This is a genomic window from Nisaea sp., assembly GCF_034670185.1.
Classification (GTDB): Bacteria; Pseudomonadota; Alphaproteobacteria; order Thalassobaculales; family Thalassobaculaceae; genus Nisaea.
Genome location: NZ_JAXMNY010000003.1, coordinates 370,384 through 387,364, shown reverse-complemented (window position 1 = coordinate 387,364; position 16,981 = coordinate 370,384). Strand labels below are relative to the sequence as shown.

Annotated in this window: 19 protein-coding genes and 1 tRNA gene; 10 read left to right on the top strand and 10 right to left on the bottom strand. The window is 61.3% G+C overall.

The genetic code is table 11. The features are described 5' to 3' along the window. Positions 1-3: 3 nt before the first annotated feature. The 5 genes from VOI22_RS15340 (at position 4) to VOI22_RS15320 (ending at position 4,364) form a co-directional block, all read left to right on the top strand. Entirely contained in the window at positions 4-912 is a 909-nt protein-coding gene (locus VOI22_RS15340; RefSeq protein WP_051285144.1) for an ABC transporter permease, read from the top strand. A gap of 36 nt (positions 913-948) precedes the next feature. Then, positions 949-1,953, top strand: coding sequence for an ABC transporter ATP-binding protein (locus tag VOI22_RS15335; RefSeq protein WP_028467285.1), 1,005 nt, complete (start codon positions 949-951; stop codon positions 1,951-1,953). Next, positions 1,950-2,918, top strand: coding sequence for an oligopeptide/dipeptide ABC transporter ATP-binding protein (locus VOI22_RS15330; protein ID WP_323797328.1), 969 nt, complete (start codon positions 1,950-1,952; stop codon positions 2,916-2,918). The genes VOI22_RS15335 and VOI22_RS15330 overlap by 4 nt, the downstream gene beginning before the upstream one ends. Before the next feature lie 27 nt (positions 2,919-2,945). Continuing rightward, positions 2,946-3,383: a GNAT family N-acetyltransferase gene (locus VOI22_RS15325; RefSeq protein WP_323797327.1), complete on the top strand. Its 438-nt coding sequence runs from the start codon at positions 2,946-2,948 to the stop codon at positions 3,381-3,383. 93 nt (positions 3,384-3,476) lie between these two features. Next, complete coding sequence (locus VOI22_RS15320) at positions 3,477-4,364, top strand: endonuclease/exonuclease/phosphatase family protein (protein ID WP_323797326.1); 888 nt, start codon at positions 3,477-3,479, stop codon at positions 4,362-4,364. Here VOI22_RS15320 and VOI22_RS15315 read toward each other — a convergent pair. Continuing rightward, the gene (locus VOI22_RS15315) at positions 4,334-5,041 is read right to left on the bottom strand and encodes a YafY family protein (protein ID WP_323797325.1); all 708 of its coding nucleotides are present in this window, start codon (positions 5,039-5,041) and stop codon (positions 4,334-4,336) included. The two genes, VOI22_RS15320 and VOI22_RS15315, sit on opposite strands and share 31 nt — an antisense overlap. A gap of 110 nt (positions 5,042-5,151) precedes the next feature. Between VOI22_RS15315 and VOI22_RS15310 the strand changes: the two genes are divergently transcribed. Next, positions 5,152-6,006 carry a DMT family transporter gene (locus VOI22_RS15310; RefSeq protein ID WP_323797324.1) on the top strand — a complete coding sequence of 285 codons (855 nt, stop codon included), beginning with the start codon at positions 5,152-5,154 and terminating at the stop codon, positions 6,004-6,006. Between the two features lie 9 nt (positions 6,007-6,015). Here the strand turns inward: VOI22_RS15310 and VOI22_RS15305 are convergent, their stop codons facing one another. Then, a complete protein-coding gene (locus tag VOI22_RS15305; protein WP_323797323.1) occupies positions 6,016-6,939 on the bottom strand; it encodes a DMT family transporter in 924 nt (307 codons plus the stop codon). A gap of 110 nt (positions 6,940-7,049) precedes the next feature. Next, positions 7,050-7,736: a GntR family transcriptional regulator gene (locus VOI22_RS15300; protein ID WP_323797322.1), complete on the bottom strand. Its 687-nt coding sequence runs from the start codon at positions 7,734-7,736 to the stop codon at positions 7,050-7,052. A gap of 98 nt (positions 7,737-7,834) precedes the next feature. Here VOI22_RS15300 and VOI22_RS15295 point away from each other — a divergent pair, with 98 nt between their 5' ends. Further along, positions 7,835-8,617 carry a Fe2+-dependent dioxygenase gene (locus VOI22_RS15295; RefSeq protein ID WP_323797321.1) on the top strand — a complete coding sequence of 261 codons (783 nt, stop codon included), beginning with the start codon at positions 7,835-7,837 and terminating at the stop codon, positions 8,615-8,617. Between the two features lie 45 nt (positions 8,618-8,662). Here VOI22_RS15295 and VOI22_RS15290 read toward each other — a convergent pair whose 3' ends face one another. Next, positions 8,663-8,890, bottom strand: a complete 228-nt coding sequence (locus tag VOI22_RS15290; protein WP_028467280.1) for a hypothetical protein — start codon at positions 8,888-8,890, stop codon at positions 8,663-8,665. A 30-nt stretch (positions 8,891-8,920) separates the two neighbouring features. After that, positions 8,921-9,448, bottom strand: a complete 528-nt coding sequence (locus VOI22_RS15285; RefSeq protein WP_323797320.1) for a GNAT family N-acetyltransferase — start codon at positions 9,446-9,448, stop codon at positions 8,921-8,923. A 136-nt stretch (positions 9,449-9,584) separates the two neighbouring features. Between VOI22_RS15285 and VOI22_RS15280 the strand changes: the two genes are divergently transcribed. Further along, positions 9,585-10,568 carry a zinc-dependent alcohol dehydrogenase family protein gene (locus tag VOI22_RS15280; protein ID WP_323797319.1) on the top strand — a complete coding sequence of 328 codons (984 nt, stop codon included), beginning with the start codon at positions 9,585-9,587 and terminating at the stop codon, positions 10,566-10,568. Position 10,569: 1 nt separating this feature from the next. Here VOI22_RS15280 and VOI22_RS15275 read toward each other — a convergent pair whose 3' ends face one another. From VOI22_RS15275 to VOI22_RS15265, 3 genes are read right to left on the bottom strand one after another with little or no spacing between them, the layout of a single operon-like run. Next, positions 10,570-11,427 (bottom strand): S49 family peptidase, encoded by an 858-nt coding sequence (locus tag VOI22_RS15275; protein WP_323797318.1) that lies wholly within the window; start codon positions 11,425-11,427, stop codon positions 10,570-10,572. 12 nt (positions 11,428-11,439) lie between these two features. Further along, entirely contained in the window at positions 11,440-12,213 is a 774-nt protein-coding gene (locus VOI22_RS15270; RefSeq protein ID WP_323797317.1) for a tRNA1(Val) (adenine(37)-N6)-methyltransferase, read from the bottom strand. Continuing rightward, positions 12,191-12,409 (bottom strand): DUF2007 domain-containing protein, encoded by a 219-nt coding sequence (locus VOI22_RS15265; protein ID WP_028467276.1) that lies wholly within the window; start codon positions 12,407-12,409, stop codon positions 12,191-12,193. Before VOI22_RS15265 ends, VOI22_RS15270 begins: the two co-directional genes overlap by 23 nt. Positions 12,410-12,563: 154 nt before the next feature. Here VOI22_RS15265 and VOI22_RS15260 point away from each other — a divergent pair, with 154 nt between their 5' ends. After that, positions 12,564-13,580 carry a polyprenyl synthetase family protein gene (locus VOI22_RS15260; protein ID WP_323797316.1) on the top strand — a complete coding sequence of 339 codons (1,017 nt, stop codon included), beginning with the start codon at positions 12,564-12,566 and terminating at the stop codon, positions 13,578-13,580. Positions 13,581-13,612: 32 nt separating this feature from the next. Here the strand turns inward: VOI22_RS15260 and VOI22_RS15255 are convergent, their stop codons facing one another. Beyond that, positions 13,613-15,952 carry a methyl-accepting chemotaxis protein gene (locus VOI22_RS15255; RefSeq protein WP_323797315.1) on the bottom strand — a complete coding sequence of 780 codons (2,340 nt, stop codon included), beginning with the start codon at positions 15,950-15,952 and terminating at the stop codon, positions 13,613-13,615. Positions 15,953-16,198: 246 nt separating this feature from the next. On the opposite strand from VOI22_RS15255, the gene VOI22_RS15250 reads away from it, so the two are divergent. Further along, positions 16,199-16,275, top strand: a tRNA-Pro gene (locus VOI22_RS15250). Positions 16,276-16,416: 141 nt separating this feature from the next. On the opposite strand, the gene VOI22_RS15245 is transcribed toward VOI22_RS15250, so the two are convergent. Beyond that, complete coding sequence (locus VOI22_RS15245; protein ID WP_323797314.1) at positions 16,417-16,980, bottom strand: hypothetical protein; 564 nt, start codon at positions 16,978-16,980, stop codon at positions 16,417-16,419. Position 16,981 lies beyond the last annotated feature (1 nt).

The window sequence follows — 16,981 nt, the reverse complement described above, 5'->3', positions numbered from 1 at the left end:
AACATGACCACAACTATCGCCAATCGTGGCCTGCCCGCTGCGGAAGACATCGTCGGACCGACACCGGGCCAACAGCTGAGACGTCGTATATTCGGTCACCGGGGCCTGATGATCGGCGGCGGCATACTCGTCATCATGTTTCTGATGGCGCTCACGGCGCCGTTTTTGGCGCCTCACGATCCCTATTTCCAGGAACTTCTGGCCCGTGTGAAGCCGCCTGTGTGGACGACGGGCGAGTGGAAACACGTGCTCGGCACCGACCAGCTTGGCAGGGACTACCTCTCCCGCATCATGTATGGCGCCCAGATATCCCTGCTGATCGGTTTCGCAGCCGCCTTCATTTCTGGCGTCATCGGCACAACACTGGGTGTGGCCGCAGGCTATTTCGGCGGCCGCGTCGACATGGTGGTGACTTTCCTTATCACCGTGCGCCTCTCCATGCCTGTGGTGCTCGTCGCACTCGCGGTCGTCGCTCTGATAGGCGGATCTCTTACGGTCGTGATCAGCGTGCTTGGGTTGCTGCTCTGGGATCGCTATGCCGTGGTCATGCGGTCGGCAACCATGCAAATTCGGCAAATGGACTATGTCGCAGCGGCCAAGGCCGTCGGGTGTTCAACGCCGCGCATCCTGCTGACTGAAATCATGCCGAATATCATGAACAATCTGATCGTGGTCGCGACCCTTGAGATGGCACATGCGATCCTGCTCGAAGCGGCGCTGTCGTTCCTCGGAATGGGCGTGCAGCCACCACTGCCCTCATGGGGGCTGATGGTGTCAGAAGGCAAGGACTACATCCTCTTTGAAGCCTGGATGATCACAATACCGGGTGTCGCCCTCTTCCTGCTGGTGCTCGCGATCAACCTCGTCGGCGACGGCATCCGTGACGTTACTGCACCGGAGAACAGAAACTGATGCAAGCCCCCCTCAACTCCCAAATTGGAGCGAAGCGTGTCAGCAGTTCTTGAAGTCAGCGGCCTTACAGTCGACATCCCGGTCCCCTCGGGTGACCTGCACGCAGTTCGCGGCATCGATTTCTCTGTCGATAAGGGGGAAACGCTCTGCATTGTTGGCGAATCCGGCTGCGGCAAATCCCTTACGTCCCTGTCCATCATGGGGCTGCTCCCGAAACGGGCCAAGGTCAGTGCGGACAGAATGCATTTCGTCGGCACCGATCTCCTCGGTATGAAGGAACGGGAATTGGCGGCCATTCGCGGTAACCGGATGGCAATGATCTTCCAGGAGCCGATGACTTCGCTGAACCCGGCCTACACAATCGGCAACCAGTTGATGGAACCGCTGATACGGCACAAGAATGCGAGCGACAAAGAGGCTCGGGACCGTGCCATCTACCTGCTCGAGCGGGTCGGCATCACGGCGGCAGCCAGCCGCCTCTCACAATACCCGCATCAGCTTTCCGGCGGTTTGCGTCAGCGCGTGATGATCGCCATGGCGCTGATGTGCGACCCGGAGCTGATCATCGCGGACGAGCCGACCACGGCGCTCGACGTCACCATCCAGGCGCAGATCCTGCACCTGCTGGCGGAGCTCCGGAAGGAGTTCAACTCGGCCCTGATCCTGATCACCCACGATCTCGGCGTAGTTGCCCGCGTCGCGGACAAGGTGGCCGTGATGTATGCCGGCAAGATCGTCGAGGCCGGTACGGTCGACGAAATCTTCAATCAGCCGCTGCATCCCTATACCCAGGGTCTGATCAACTGCATCCCGGTGCCCGGCAAGACCGCGCGCGGCTCCCGCCTCGGCTCCATCCCCGGCATCGTCCCGACCCTGATCGGCGACATTAAGGGATGCAGCTTCCGCAACCGCTGCGCCTTCGCGCATGGCGAATGCGACACGAAAGACCCCTTCCATACGCTGAGCCCGGGGCGCGGTTACCGCTGCACCCTCGATGTGCCCGCGTGTGAAGCTAATGCGAAGGAGCTGGTATCCGCATGACCGGACAGACCCCGCCCCCCGTCCTCGAAATGCGGGACGTGACGAAGACCTACATGATCCGCCGCGGCATCTTCAGCCCGAAGCAGCCGCTGCGGGCAGTGAATGGTGTTTCCCTGAAAATCGACAGAGGCGACGTCCTGGGCCTGGTCGGGGAATCCGGTTGTGGCAAATCCACTCTTGCCAAGATCCTGCTCGGTCTTGAGATGCCGACCGACGGGGAAATCATGATCGACGGCAAACCGGTCGATCGGGACGGCGACCGGAAAGCGATCGCCCGCCGCATCCAGCCGATCTTCCAGGATCCTTATTCGTCTCTCAACCCGCGCAAGACGATTGGCTCCATCGTTTCCCTGCCATTACGCGTCCACAAGGTCGGCGATCCGTTGTCATGGCGGAAATCGGTCGAGGACATCCTCGACATCGTCGGCCTGCCGCGCCGGGTCTATGACAGTTATCCGAACCAGCTTTCCGGCGGTCAGCGTCAGCGCGTCGCCATTGCCCGAGCCCTGATCATGAAGCCGGAAATCGTGATCTGCGACGAGCCGACCTCGGCGCTTGACGTCTCGGTGCAGTCCCAGATCCTGAACCTGCTGATGGATCTGCGCGAAGAGTTGAACCTCACCTACGTGCTGATCAGCCACAACCTCGCCGTGGTGGAGCATATCGCTACCAAGGTGGCGGTAATGTATCTCGGCCGGATCGTCGAGGAGACAGGCACCGAGGCCCTGTTCGACAAGGCGCGTCACCCCTACACAAAGGCGCTGCTCAGTTCCGTGCTGACGCCGGAGCCCGGTCTCGGCGTGCCGGACAGCGGTCTCGGCATCGCTTTCCCGAACCCGATCAACCCGCCCAGCGGCTGCACCTTCCACCCGCGCTGCGCCAAGGCGTTCGGCCCCTGCTCGGTAGACAAGCCGCCGGTCATTATGGATGCCGACGGCCGCGTGGAGTGCCACCTCTACGCCTGAGGCGCCGAGCGGCAGGGATGGGTCCCGATGCTTTACCGGACACTGCGACCTGACGACTTCGATGACGCACTGGCGTTGTATCGGGAATTGTCCGGAACGAGGCCGGTCGCGGACGGAGATTTCGGCCGGGATCGCTTCCGGGAAGTTCTCGATCGCGACGGTACCGCAATATACGGCGCCGAGATGGACGGAAGCATAGTCTCCATGGCGACAATCCACCTGATGCCGAACATGACCTATGGCGGCCGCCCCTATGCGCTGGTGGAGAATGTCGTGACCCTGAAGACGCATCAGGGACGGGGCATCGGACGTGGCGTGATGAACGCACTGATCGATGCGGCATGGGCTGCCGATGCCTACAAGGTCATGTTGCTGACCGGACGGCGCGCCGAGGCAAGCGGCTTCTATGAAAAACTTGGGTTCGATGGAGACGAAAAGCACGGGATGATCCTGCGCAAAGCCTAGCTCTCCGCATGATTTTCCTGACCGCGTCACGCTGTTGTCATGCTCCCCCGCTAAGGTTCCGGTCATTCCATCAGACATCTTGCCGGAACCGTCATGCCCCTTACCTTCGCGACCTACAATATCCAGTTCGGCCTCGGTCAGGACGGCGCCTTCGATACCGGCCGCATTGCCGATGCCGTCGCCGCTGCCGATATCATCTGTTTTCAGGAAGTGGTGCAGAACTGGCCACGGGACGATTATGAAGACCAGGCCGCCAGCATCGCGGAGCGGCTGAACCTGTTCTATGTCTTCGGCTCCAGCTTCAATGTGGATGGCAGCTTTCGGAACGAGAGCGGCAAGGTCGTGAACCGGCGCCGGACCTTCGGCAACATGGTGGCAAGCCGCTGGCCGATCACGGCGTCCCGCACCCTGCATCTGCGGAAGAAACCGTCACCGGGCGTATTCGACCTGCAGCGCTGTGCGGTGGAAGCGATTGTAGACGCTCCCTCGGGCCCGATCCGGGTCTACAGCACCCACCTGGCACACCAGGCACCGTCGCATCGCATGCCGCAGGTCGAGGCGCTGAGAGAGTATATCTTCCGCGCGCCCTACGAAGGCGGCCCGATTGACGGCCCGCATCCGCTTCCGCCGGAAGCGGCCTTCGACTGGACGGAAGGGCTGGCATTCGCACCGGCGCCGCGCTCCGCAATTCTCGCGGGCGATTTCAATTGCCGCCCGACATCCGAGGAATATGCCCATCTCTGCGGCGAGCCGCACCCGAAGCACGGACGGACCCGGCATTATGACCAGCTGGTCGATAGCTGGGTTGCCGCCGGTAACGGCGAGGAAGGCGTCTCGACCCTCTATACCCGGGACGCCGACTACAAGATCGACCATGTGCTGACGACAGACGATCTTGCGCCGAAGGTTACGAAGAGCTGGGCGGCGACGGACGAGATCGCTTCCGACCATTATCCGGTTTTTGTCGAATTCGACCTCTGACCGGCAAGGCGATTGGCGGCGGGACCGGTTGAACGGCTCGCCTCCCAGGCGCGTCTGAGGCTCCCGCCCTCGCCTTCGAACCGTTCGTCCAGCGGCGTGCATTCATGCATCCGGTCCGGCCGGAAATGCCTGAAGTCCTTCCGCAACCGGCACCAGGCCGCCAGCACGGCAACCTCGGCGTAGTAGATCAGGGCAATCGGCAGGACCTTGCGCCGGGTCAGGGAGCCTGCATCGCCTGCATAGACGATCTGCAAGGTGCGCTCTTCCCGGATCGCAGCCCGGATCTCTGGAAGCAGATCCAGATCCGGCGCGCCCCAACTACTCGTCAGCAAGGCCTCGCTAAGCGGTGTGGCGGCGTTGAGCTTGCGCGCGGCGCGCTCTGCCGCCCTCTTCAGCCCTGCATCACCCGTCCGCGCCAGCATGGACAATCCGACGGAGATGGCTTCCGCTTCCTCGATATCGAAATTGATCGGCGGCAGGTCATAACCGCGCTGCAGGACGTAGCCAATGCCGGGCTCACCCGCGACCGGTATCCGCATGGACTGAAGCGCCACGATATCGCGATAGATCGTCCGGACCGAGACCTCAAGCTGTTCGGCAAGGCGCGCTGCGATTACCGGAGTGCGGGCTCCGCGCAAAATCTGGATGACCTCGAACAATCTGTCAGTAGGACGCATTGATGAACGCCTTTCATACTGAAAAATAACAAATCATTCCTGACAGCATGCTGTCAGCAGGAAATTGATACTGAGTGCCAGCCCAGTTATCCCGCCGAGGAAATGCTGCCATGCTTATCAGTCTGTCCACGCCATCGCCACGCCTCCGGGGCGTCTGCCTTGTCAGCATCTCCGTTCTGTTCTTCAGCACAGCCGGTCTGTTCACGAAAGGCGTTCCGGAAGACGCCTGGACCATTGTCTTCTGGCGCGGTCTGACAGCCACCGGTTTCACTCTTGGCTATCTACTGATGACCAACGGCTTGCGACGGGAGCTTGCCAGCTTCGGCTGGCCCGCCCTGTTCGTCAGCCTGCTCGGGGCGAGCGGGTCAGCCGCCTTCATTTCGTCCTTTAAACTCACCAGCATCGCCAACGTCGCCCTGATCTACGCCACCGTGCCTTTTCTGGCTGCGATCCTCGCCTGGATTTGTCTGCGGGAACGACCGACGAGCAGAACAATACTTGCCAGCGGTGCCACCCTTGCAGGGGTTCTGATCATATTCGGGGGGTCTATAGGCGCCTCCAGCCTGAGAGGCGACCTGCTGGCGCTCTGGATGACCATAACCCTCGCAGGCTCAATGGTGGTCTATCGCCGGTGGCCGGAGACGCCGGCGGGGATACCCTCCGCTCTCTCTTCCATCGTGCTGCTTCCCGTCGCTCTGCTCGTAGCCGCGCCGCTCGATGCCGCGCCCGAATACATGCCTGCCATGACCGGTTTCGGTCTGGTCTTCGCGGTCGCGTCCGTCACGTTGATGGCTGGCGCCCGGCTGCTGCCCTCCGCCGAGACCGCCTTGCTCAGCGCTCTGGAAACACCTGTGGCGCCGCTGCTGGCATTCCTGATCCTGTCTGAAGTTCCCCCGACAGCGACCTTTATCGGTGGCGGCGTGATCTTGTCGGCCATCCTCTGGTCCCAATGGCCCCGAAGATAATGCCGGAAATCAGGTCCCGGCGCGCTTGCGCCGGGCGACCGCTTCGCGGTGCGCGATGTAGGAAATGCTGCCGACGATGATCGCCGCCCCGATCCAGGTAAAAATCTCCGGCACTTCACCGAAGATCGCGAAGCCGATCAGGGCGGACCAGACGAGCTGGACGAACTTGATGGGCTGGATCGCAGACATTTCCGCGACCTTGAAACCCTGGGTCATCAGCAGATGTCCAAGCGTCGCCAAACCGGCAGTGATGAAAACCAGTACGAGTTCTTCAACGGTTGGTGCCCGCCAGACATACAGAGCCGGGATAAAGGTGAAGATGGTCACGAAGACCGACAGGTAGGCGACCACTGCGGCGCCCGTTTCCGTTACCGTCAGTTTCTTCGCAACGATATCGGCGCAGGCAAAGATTGGCGCCGCGAGCAGCATGGCGACTGCGCCAGGATCCACGACCTCGAAACCCGGACGGATGATGACAAGGGCACCGAAGAGTCCGAGCGCAATGGCCACGATGCGGCGCAGGCGAATGACCTCTCCAAGGAACAGGGCGGCCAACAGCGTGGTATAGACCGGCGCCGTGAAGCCCATTGCCGTGACTTCAGCCAGGGGCATCCGCGACATGGCATAGAACCAGAGCAAAACACCGGAACCGTGCAGGAACCCGCGCAGGGCATGCATCAGCAGCTTGGCGCCGCGAAGATCCGATGGTCGCAGCTTCATAAAGAAGGGCGCCATGAAGAAAAGCGCGAAGGCATAGCGCAGGAACCCGGTCTGGATCGGGTCCAACGTGGCGCCGACATAGCGCACGATTGCCATGAAGCAGGAAAAGACCAACCCCGAAAGGGCGATCCAGATCATGCCCTGAACATTGGGCGGAATGGCGTTAAAGCGGGATCTCAGATCCCTGAAGACGATCAAAGGCATATTGGCCATTTGGAAATAATCATGGACCTTTGTCCATCATTACTCCTCCAAGAGGAAATGACAAAGGCCACTTCGCGGCACCGCTATCGGTGGATACCGGCATGAGACTCATCCACAGATCACGCATCCTCATCAGCCGACAATAGATGCAGCCGGGCCTTCTGTGCCCCCCGGATATGTTCCCGCATCAGACGCTCGGCACATTCAGGGTCTTTATCGGCAATCGCCTGAACGATCGCCGCATGTTCGGCTTTCGCCGCGTCGGAACGACCCTCTACACGCATCGTGGTCGGCCCCAGCAACGCCATTGCATCCTGCAGGACATTCAGTGTCTTCAGCAGGTACCTGTTGTGAGCGGCGTGATAGAGGCTTGTGTGGAAGCGGCGGTTATGACCGGCGACCGCCGCGGGAGGGCCTTCACCGGCGGGATCGATCGAGACGATTTCCTGAAGGATCGACACTTCCGCTTCCGAAGCACGATGGGCGGCGAGACCGGCGGCGGTGCCTTCCAGCACCTCACGCATGAAATAGAGTTCCATCACTGCCTGATGGTCGAGTTGAGAAATCACCATCCCGCGATAGGGAGCAAAACTCAGCAAGCCATCCGCCTCCAGACGGCGAAAAGCCTCGCGCACCGGCGTGCGGCTGACATCAAGGCGTGCTGCCATCTCGCTTTCCCGGACCCTTTCGCCCGGCTTGAGCTCGCCGGACCGAATCGCGTCCTTCAGCTTCAGATAGGCGGTCTCTCCACGCGGCTCACCTGCCGGCGCCGCATCGCCATCCTTTGCCATCCGCTTGCGCGTCATTGCCGCCCCCTCCCACGCCGACTTGCAGGCGCTCTTGATATTACGCAACGATACTGGAACGTTCGCCTCGCGCCCACCCCAATGGACCAGACACTGACTTGTCTCTGGCCCGGCGCGACGGCCTCGGCTACGGTGCGCGTCATCTTGCCTGGAGGGAACCCAACACGATGCCTTACGTCTATCCGATCCCCAACCTGCTTCCGCCCGAACTCGTCACCGAAATCCGGAACCGGCTGGAAGCCGAACCGGATAACTGGGTTGACGGCGCACAGACCGCGGGCCGCGAAGCCTCCAAGAAAAACAATCAGGAGCTTGCAGCGGACAGCGCGCTGCGCGTGCAGGTCTCGGACGCGATCACGACGGTCCTGCGCGATTATCAGAGGCGCGAATCCCTGCTCTTCACCTTTCTTGCCGCCCCCGCAAAGATCGGCACCTTCCTGGTCTCCAGCACGGAGACCGGCGGCGGATACGGCGATCACATGGACAACAACGTGATGAGCAAGGGAACATCGGAGGAACTTCGCTCCGATCTCTCCATGACGATTTTCCTATCCGACCCGGAAAGCTATCAGGGCGGTGAGCTGGTGATCGACAGCGACATGACCTTCGCCCCGAGCTTCAAGATGCCGGCGGGCGGCGCGGTGCTCTATGCCACCAATTCCATACACCGGGTCAACCCGGTGACGGCGGGTAAGCGCGTCGTTGCCGTGACCTGGATACAGAGCGAGATCGCCGACCCCTTCATGCGCCAGATGAACGCCGACCTGCTGCAATGTCTGAATGCTGTGTCGCAGAATGCCGAGCAGATACCGCAACTGGCGAACTTCCTGACACTGAAGCTGGAAAAAGTCCGGGGCAACCTGCAGAAGCGGCAACGCTGAGGGAAATCGTCCGGGCGGGATATCCTTCGGGCCAGCCGGAAGGTCTCAGACCTTCCGGTTTTTCTTGGTCGTGACGTAGGTACCGTCCTCGTTCTGCACCAGATCGACCACATCATCTTTCTTGGCCGTGTCAGGCGCGCCGGCGCCATTGCCCCGCGCGGCCTCCTTCAGCTTCTGCTTGCGCGCGGCATCGAGCCTGCCCACGAGTTTGAAGCCGTACCAGATCGCCGTGATGACGGCGACGAGCACGAAGATTTTCTGGATACTGAACATAACCCCGTTTTAGCTGATCGGCCCGGGAGTTCAAGACCCGGAATCGCGATCTATCACATACTTGACCACGCCGTGAGGATGGCCGGGGCTTTCCCGCCGTCCGGCAAAGGTCATTCCGATCTTCTCCAGCACGGCGTGCGAACCCCGATTATCGCCGCGTGAATGGGCAACCAGGACGGGTAGCTTCAACACATCAAGGGCGATATCGCGGATAGCTGACGCCCCTTCAGTCGCGTACCCTTTTCCGCGAAACAGCTCGAACAGGCCGTAGGAAATCTCCACCTCCGCACCGTCATCAGTGTAACGCAGACCGCATTCCCCGCAGAACGCGCCGCTCTCCCGCTCGATCAGCGCATAGAGACCAAAGCCATGCGTGCGCCAGTGCTCCATCAGAATATCGAACGCCAAGCTGGCAGCCACCGGATCACGCGCACCGTATTTACGGATCGCCATGACCCCGGGGTCGCCATAGAAGCGCACCATCTCGGCACGGTCGACTTCCTCGAACCGGCGCAAAAGAAGGCGTTCGGTTTCGATCCGTTCCGGAGCAGCCGACATCACCCGCCGCACCAGTCTTCCGCATAATGGGAATTACTTTGGTTGTTATTGAATTGCCTGCTCATGCAATCATCTCTCCGATACGATTATATACTATGCCGGTGTCCCGCGCCGACAACAGCCGAGGAGAAAGCGTATGAAAGCCGCAGAATTGTCACGTGTTGGTCCGGCAGAGGAAGTCGTGATCTGCCGCGAGGTTGCGGACGCACCCCCTCCGGGCAAGGGTGAAGCCAGTATCGATCTGATTGCCTGCTCGATAAATCCGGCGGACATCCTCGGCATCGAGGGCAATTACGCCAGCATTCCCGAGACGCCATCCCCGCTTGGCATTGAAGGTGCCGGGCGCGTGACCGCCGTCGGCACAGGGGTGAAGGATCTCGCCGTAGGCGACCTGGTGATGAGCCTGCACCGCGCCAACTGGAGCCAGAGCCTGACCGTACCCGCAGCCGCTCTGGTAAAGCTCCCGCCCGACATCGATCCGGAACAGGCGGCGATGATGAAGGTCAATGCCGCCACCGCATTGCTGATGCTGAAAAGCTACGTCACGCTCAATCCCGGCGACTGGGTAATGCAAAATGCTGGCAATTCAGGCGTTGGCACCGACATCATCAAGCTTGCACGGAAACGCGGACTCAACACAGTCAGCGTCGTGCGCCGGCATGAGCTGATCAAACCGTTGCACGATATGGGTGCCAATGTCGTGGTGCTCGAAGGCCCCGATCTCGCCAACCGGGTTGCAGCCGCAACCAACGGGGCGGAGATCAAGCTCGGGCTGGATGCCATCGCCGGTTCCGCCGTAAACGACATGGCGGCGTGTCTGGCCGAAGGCGGCATCATCGTCAATTACGGGCTCCTCAGCGGCAATCCCTGCACACTGGACGCACATCAGGTCGTGTTCCGGGACATCACCCTCACGGGCTTTTGGCTGGCCAAACTGATGCGCGGCATGCAGCCAAAACAGATCCGGAGCATGTATGCCGAACTCAGCGGCTATTTCATCGACGGCACCCTGAAGGTCGCGGTCGAGGCACGCTACGGTCTCGACGACATCCAGCAGGCAATGGCCCACGCCAAACGCGAGAGCCGGAACGGCAAGGTGCTGTTGCGTCCAAACGGATGAGCTAGAGCCCGAACCTGTTCCAGAGCAGCCGCTCCTCGATTGCGGCGATCAGGGAATGGGCAAGCGACGGCGCTTCACCTGCGGGACCGCTGAAATCGGTCCCGCGCCGCAGCCGTTGCCAGAGCGAGCGCTTGGGCCCGTAGCGACGGAAACGGACATCCTCGCCATAGCGTTCCCGCATGACGCTGCGCAGCTCCCCAAGCCCATCTACCAGGCCCTTCTCCAGTGCCCGCGTTCCGGTCCAGACGGCGCCACTGAACAGCTCCTCGTCATCACCCTTCAACTTCGCGCCGCGGCGGCGGCGCACCAAGTCCTTGAAGGAATCGTAGAGATCCTGCTGCAGGGAATCGAGATGCGCCAGATCCGCCGGCTTCTCCGGCTGGAACGGGTCCAGCATTCCCTTGGACGTGCCTTTTGTGTGGACGCGACGTTCGATGCCGAGCTTCGCAATGGCGTCCTGCATCCCGAAACTTGCCGTGATCACGCCGATGGAACCGACGATCGAGGAAGGATGCGCGATGATCTCGTCCGCTCCCTGCGCGATCCAGTAGCCGCCAGACGCGCAGAGATCCTCGGTGAAGGCGGTGACCGGCTTGTCAAACTCGCGGGCCAACGACTCGATCCGGGTCTTGATCAGATCGGACTGCACCGGGGAGCCGCCGGGCGAGTTGATCGAAAGCGCCACAGCCGTCGTCCGGCGGGACTCGAACGCCGCCCGAAGCGGCTCTTCCAGACTGTCGATGGACAGCCCTTGCCGGAAGGCGGCGTTCCCGCCGATGGGGCCATGCAGGCGCACCACGGCAACTTGCGGGTCTTTGGGGCCAAACGGGTTCAGCCGCGACCAGATCGGGCGGGACATGGATGTTCTCCTCTAAAGCGGCGCGCCGAGCGCGAGTGCTGCCCCGTCGAGGGCGGCCGCAACCGGCGGTGAATAGCTCCCATCCATATTGTGCAGCACCACCCCGGATGAAAGGGAAAGCGGTGTCCGGACGCCCTTGCGGGCCATGACGATCACCCGTTTCGCGTCCCGCCCGGCCTTAGGGTAGAGCGGGTGCACTTCAATTCCACCGAAGCGCTTCTGAATGGGTTCCAGCATGTCCGCCAGCCGGTCAGCCCGATGTACCATGACAAGTCTGCCCTTGTGGCGCAGCGCTCGGTAGGCCGCCTCGACCCACTCGGCAAGCGGCACCCCTCCCTCGACATGGGCAGCAGCCTTCAGCGCGCTCTCAGGCAGATCTGCGCGATCTGTCTCAAGATAGGGCGGATTGGCGAGTACAAGATCGAACGCGCCTTCCTCGAAGAGAGGTGGCCGCGCCTCGACCCGCCCGAGATGCGGCGAGAAGCGATCGGTTACGCCGTTGAGAGCCGCATTGCGTTCGGCGAGATCGCGCATTTCCGGCGCCTGCTCGATACCGGTCACGGTCAGATCCGGCACCCGCGCCAGCAGACAGAGAGAAATTGCACCGGCGCCGCAGCCGAGATCGAGCACCCGGTCACCATCCTGCGCCGGGGCGGATGCCGCCAGCAGCACCGGATCGACCGCGGCACGATATCCATTAACCGGCTGCAAAAATCGCACGCGTCCACCGAGCAGGCTGTCCTCGGTTACGCCCACAGGCAGATCAATCCTCGTCGAGCTGCTCACCCGACTCCTCCAACACCCATTTCGCCCGGTCGAAATCTTCATCCCGCACGGCCAGGCGGCGCGGGATCGCGTTAGCGCTGCCCTCGAGCACGCTCATATGACTGTCCAGCACCAGCGGCTCCACACCCGCATCACGCAGCAGCGCGCTGAGGAAAGACAGCCGGACAATGTCAGTCGTACGCAGCAATTCTTTCATGGACGCTCCCTGGAGTGAGATGTGATCGGCGAGCACAAGCCCGCCACATATTCCCGGGTGCGTCACCGGGAAGCGGGCGCAAGACTTGACCGCCGCAAAACCGGACCTATGCTCGCTTCGCGAATGTGAGGCGTCAAGCGACACGGAGTTTGCCTTGGGCGTGGTTGTGGATTTCGAGGACAGCGGGAAGCGCAAAGCCTCAATCAATGGTCTGACCGATCTGGTCAAGGCTGATCTGGAGCGGGTCAACCAGACCATCATCGAGCATATGCAGAGCCCGGTGGCGCTGATCCCGCAGCTTGCGGGGCACCTGATTGCCGCCGGCGGCAAGCGGCTGCGGCCGATGCTCACCCTCGGCGCGGCGGCTCTGTGCGACTACAAGGGCGACAGGCATATACGCCTCGCAGCCTGCGTCGAGTTCATCCACACCGCCACCCTGCTGCATGACGACGTGGTCGACGAGAGCGACCTGCGGCGCGGCCAGGAATCGGCGAATGCTGTCTGGGGCAACCAGGCCAGCGTGCTGGTTGGCGACTTCCTGTTCAGTCGTTCCTTCCAGCTGATGACCGCCGACGGCTCCATCGAGGTCCTGCGGATTCTCTCCGAGGCCTCCGCCGTGATCGCCGAGGGCGAGGTGCAACAGCTCATCACCACGAACGACACTGCGACGGACGAAAGCGCCTATCTGGAGGTGATCCGGGGCAAGACCGCCAAACTGTTCGCCGCCGCCGCCGAAATCGGCGCCGTGGTCGCTGAACGGCCGAAGGCGGAGCAACAGGCGCTCGAAAGCTACGGCATGAATCTCGGCATCGCCTTCCAGCTGGTTGATGATGTGCTGGATTACTCGGCCGAACAGGAAAAGCTCGGCAAGACGGTCGGGGACGATTTCCTCGAAGGTAAAATCACCCTGCCAGTTATCCTCGCCTTCCGGCGCGGCGACGACGAGGAACGTGCCTTCTGGCGCCGTACCCTGGAAGAGCTTGATCAGCAGGACGGCGATCTGGAGAGAGCCCAGGAACTGATGGCAAAGCACAACACGCTGGCCGACAGCCTGGACCGGGCGCGCCACTATGCGTCGATTGCCCGCGACGCACTCGGCCTGTTCGAAGACGGCCCGGCCAAGGATTCCCTTATCGACGTTGTCGATTTCTGCGTCGAGCGGGCCTATTGATCGGCGGCGGCAACGTGCGCGATCCGTTTCACCTACATAGCAGCCGTTATCGCCTTCGCATTGGCGCCATTGTCGTGGAAGACGAGGCTGACAGAGCCATTGCGAGCGGAAGCTACCCGGCTCCGAATGCCGCTCGCAATGCCGTCGATTGAGATCGTACCGTCCGCGCCCTCAGCAAACTCCTGATCCGTTTCGACCTGGCACCCGCCCGGCGCAAGATCGACCACGGTGGCCGCTATCGGGGCTCCTCCGAACTGAAGCGTGCACCCGATCCGGACGGCCTTGCGCTCGTCCCGGCGGCGATCGACGTTCGGATCTGCGGAACGGACCGAAGCAACTACCGTTGACCGCAATTCCTGGACCTCCCGCGCCACTTTTTCGGCAACGCCAGCAACCTCGCCGGCGCGGCGCCCGGTGGATTCCGCTTCCCTGGTCACGGCGGTGATCTGTTCCGTCATCTCGCGTGATGCCGACGCCGTCTCCGCGACGTTGTGAGCGATCTCGTCGGTCGCGTTCTTCTGCTCGCCAACCGCGTGAGAGACGGCTCCAGCCACCTCCTCGATCTCTCGAACCTTGGCAATGATTTCGCTCACCGAGCGCACCGCCGCTTCGGTCACGTTCTGTACTTCGGCGATCTGCTGGTTGATTTCCTCGGTCGAGCTCCCGGTCTGATTGGCGAGGTTCTTGACCTCGCTCGCGACGACCGCAAAGCCCTTGCCGGCCTCACCCGCACGGGCCGCCTCAATGGTGGCATTCAACGCCAAGAGGTTCGTCTGCTCGGCAATGTCCCGGATCACGGTCACAACCTCGCTGATGCGCACCACTGCGGATTGAAGATCCAGGATCGTCTTTTCCGTCCCGGAGCCAAGATTGGCGGCATCCCGGATAATGCCGGTCGCATTACCCATCTGGCCACTGATCTCGTTGATTGAGGCCGTCAGTTCCTCGGCGGCGCTGGCGACGGTTTCCGCATTGGCAAGCGCCTCGTGAGCGGCCGCGGCGACGCTCTCGGAGCGCGCGGAAACACTTTCGGCCGACTGGCCCATTTCCGTTGCCGCATTGCGCAGCTCGGCGGTCTCTCTCGATATCTCTTCCGCAGCCGCGGCAGTCTCGCCTTCGACCGTATTCGCCATGGAGCGGAGGGCCTCAGCCCGAGCTTCCTCGGCACGCGACTGCTGTTCCATCGCCGCCCGCTCAAGAGCGGCGCGCTCCCGCGCGGCGCCGAGGAAAGTTCCCGCCGCCTTGTTGAGATTACGGACCTCCGTCGGCCCGGCATCCGCTTCCCCGATCTGGATAGAGTCGTTGCCGGCGGCAATCGCCAGAAGTGTGTCCGTGATACGGCCGAGTGGCCCCGTGGTTGAACGGATGATCATCCAGGCAGCCGACGCGGCAAGAACCAGAGCGACCAGATTGACCAGTAGAACCTGGATCATCTCGGTGAACTGCGCATCGATATGGCTCTGCGCGTCGAGGATCATCTTGTCCGCAAGCGTATCCTCGACCTGCTTCATCAGGTTGATTCTCTTGGTCGCGGTTGCGAACCAGTCGCCCCCGACAATGCCTTGCGTGTCGTTCGTGGTCGGCAAGTCGACGAGAACCTTCAACCAGTTCTGATATTGCTGCACGTCGGGACCGGTGACGATCCGGTCGAAGATCTCTGTCTCTCCCGCAATCGAGAAAATTTCGAATTCATGCAGGAAGATCTGCTGACCGCGGACAAAATTCAGAAAGCGGGCGTAGAGAGCCGGGTTTCCAAAATTTGTATTGAAGACGCCCGCACCAATCGCCCGTTCTAGCCCGGCATTCTCTTTCGCCCAGATCAGGGCGCGGAGCGCGAGCAACTCTTGTGAAATTTCAGGGTCCGGGCTGGCTTCCTCGACGATCGCGATGATGTCGATCAGATCGCGGATGATGGCGGAATAGAAACCGACATTCTGGGCCACACTTACCGAGCCGGCATCGACCGCAGATCGATGCGCCGCGAGGTCCGCAAGTTCGCCCTCGACCTTATCGAGGAACCTGTGAACATCTTCAAGGTGCTCACCGTCATGCAGAGAGCTGTTCTCTTTGAATGCCTTGGCGAAGGCATCGTAGCGACCGAGTTCTCCGTCGCTGACACCCCTTGCCTTCGCCACCCGCCCGGCAGCACCGGCACCGCCGGTCAACAAGCCGACAGAGGTCCCGCGCTCGATCTGAAGCTCATGCACAAGAGAGCCCGCGCGTTTCGAGAGCTCTCCCAATGGGATAAGAGCCTTCAAGCCATTATAGGTATTGAGCTGCGTGACCAGCAGGAAAAGCGTCACGGCCACCAGGGCCATCAGTGGAATGATCGCTATCAGCGCGATGCGAATTCCCAGCTTGTTGAAATCCATTAACTTCCCCTACCGCAATCCGCACCCGTTTCCGCACGCCAGTGCTCTCCGTATTTCGACATCTCGGAAAGCCGGCCCTTAGCGGTTTTTGCATCGCCTGCTAAACAAAGGGTTAAGGCGGCCGAGTTTTTATTAAAAATCAGAATTTTTTTGAACAGCCAAGCGTCGTAGAATTCTTATGAAAAAAACGAAAATCACCGCTTGATGCTCTCTGGAGACCACGCTATATAGCGGCCTCTCCTCGGTCGGGGAGTAGCTCAGCCTGGTAGAGTACTGCCTTCGGGAGGCAGGGGCCGGAGGTTCGAATCCTCTCTCCCCGACCATTAAACCAAGCACTTCAGCATTCCGGATGAGTTCGCCAGCCCCGGTTTTGCCATCCTTCCAAGCGCTGAAATCCGTCCAAGAAGTTCCCTGCCGCTTGCCGCGAGCACAACGTTCGGCCCACATAGTCTGCTTCCGGAGCCTTAGAGTTCAGCAGAGGCCTTCTTGTGCAGGCCGATGTGCGCCCCGCTCCCACCGTCTGGACGCTCCTGGTGCATCCCCATTTGATCGAGGGTAAATCGCGCCAGCGCAACAAAAGCGAAGGTGTCGCCCTCGATCCGGTAAGGGCAGATCAGACGCTCGATCTCCCTCACATATTCGAACTTTCCGATATACGGCCCCCTCGAGTAAATCGGACAGCGATTCAGGACGGTCAGCCCGAATTCCCGCGCCATCACTTTTTTATTTTTCAGGGGAACATCGGCTAGGAAACGCTTCGAGGCGGAAAACCCGTTATGGGTCTCGATCGCCTGTCCGACCAACTCGTAGAAAAAGCGTCTGGGCTTGCCGATCAGCTTGCACAGGATCAGGTGGCTGATCAACGCCGGCGGTATGTCGAGAACATCGAAGTGCCGATAGGCCGGAAAGACGTCCTCGGCGTCTGCCTGGTGCCTGTGCCAAGCCTCGAGCAAGGGAGAGAAGAATTGCGGGACATGTATATCTCCGTTTGAGAGCAGATGGCGTTCGACTGTATCGAGTCTCTTCATC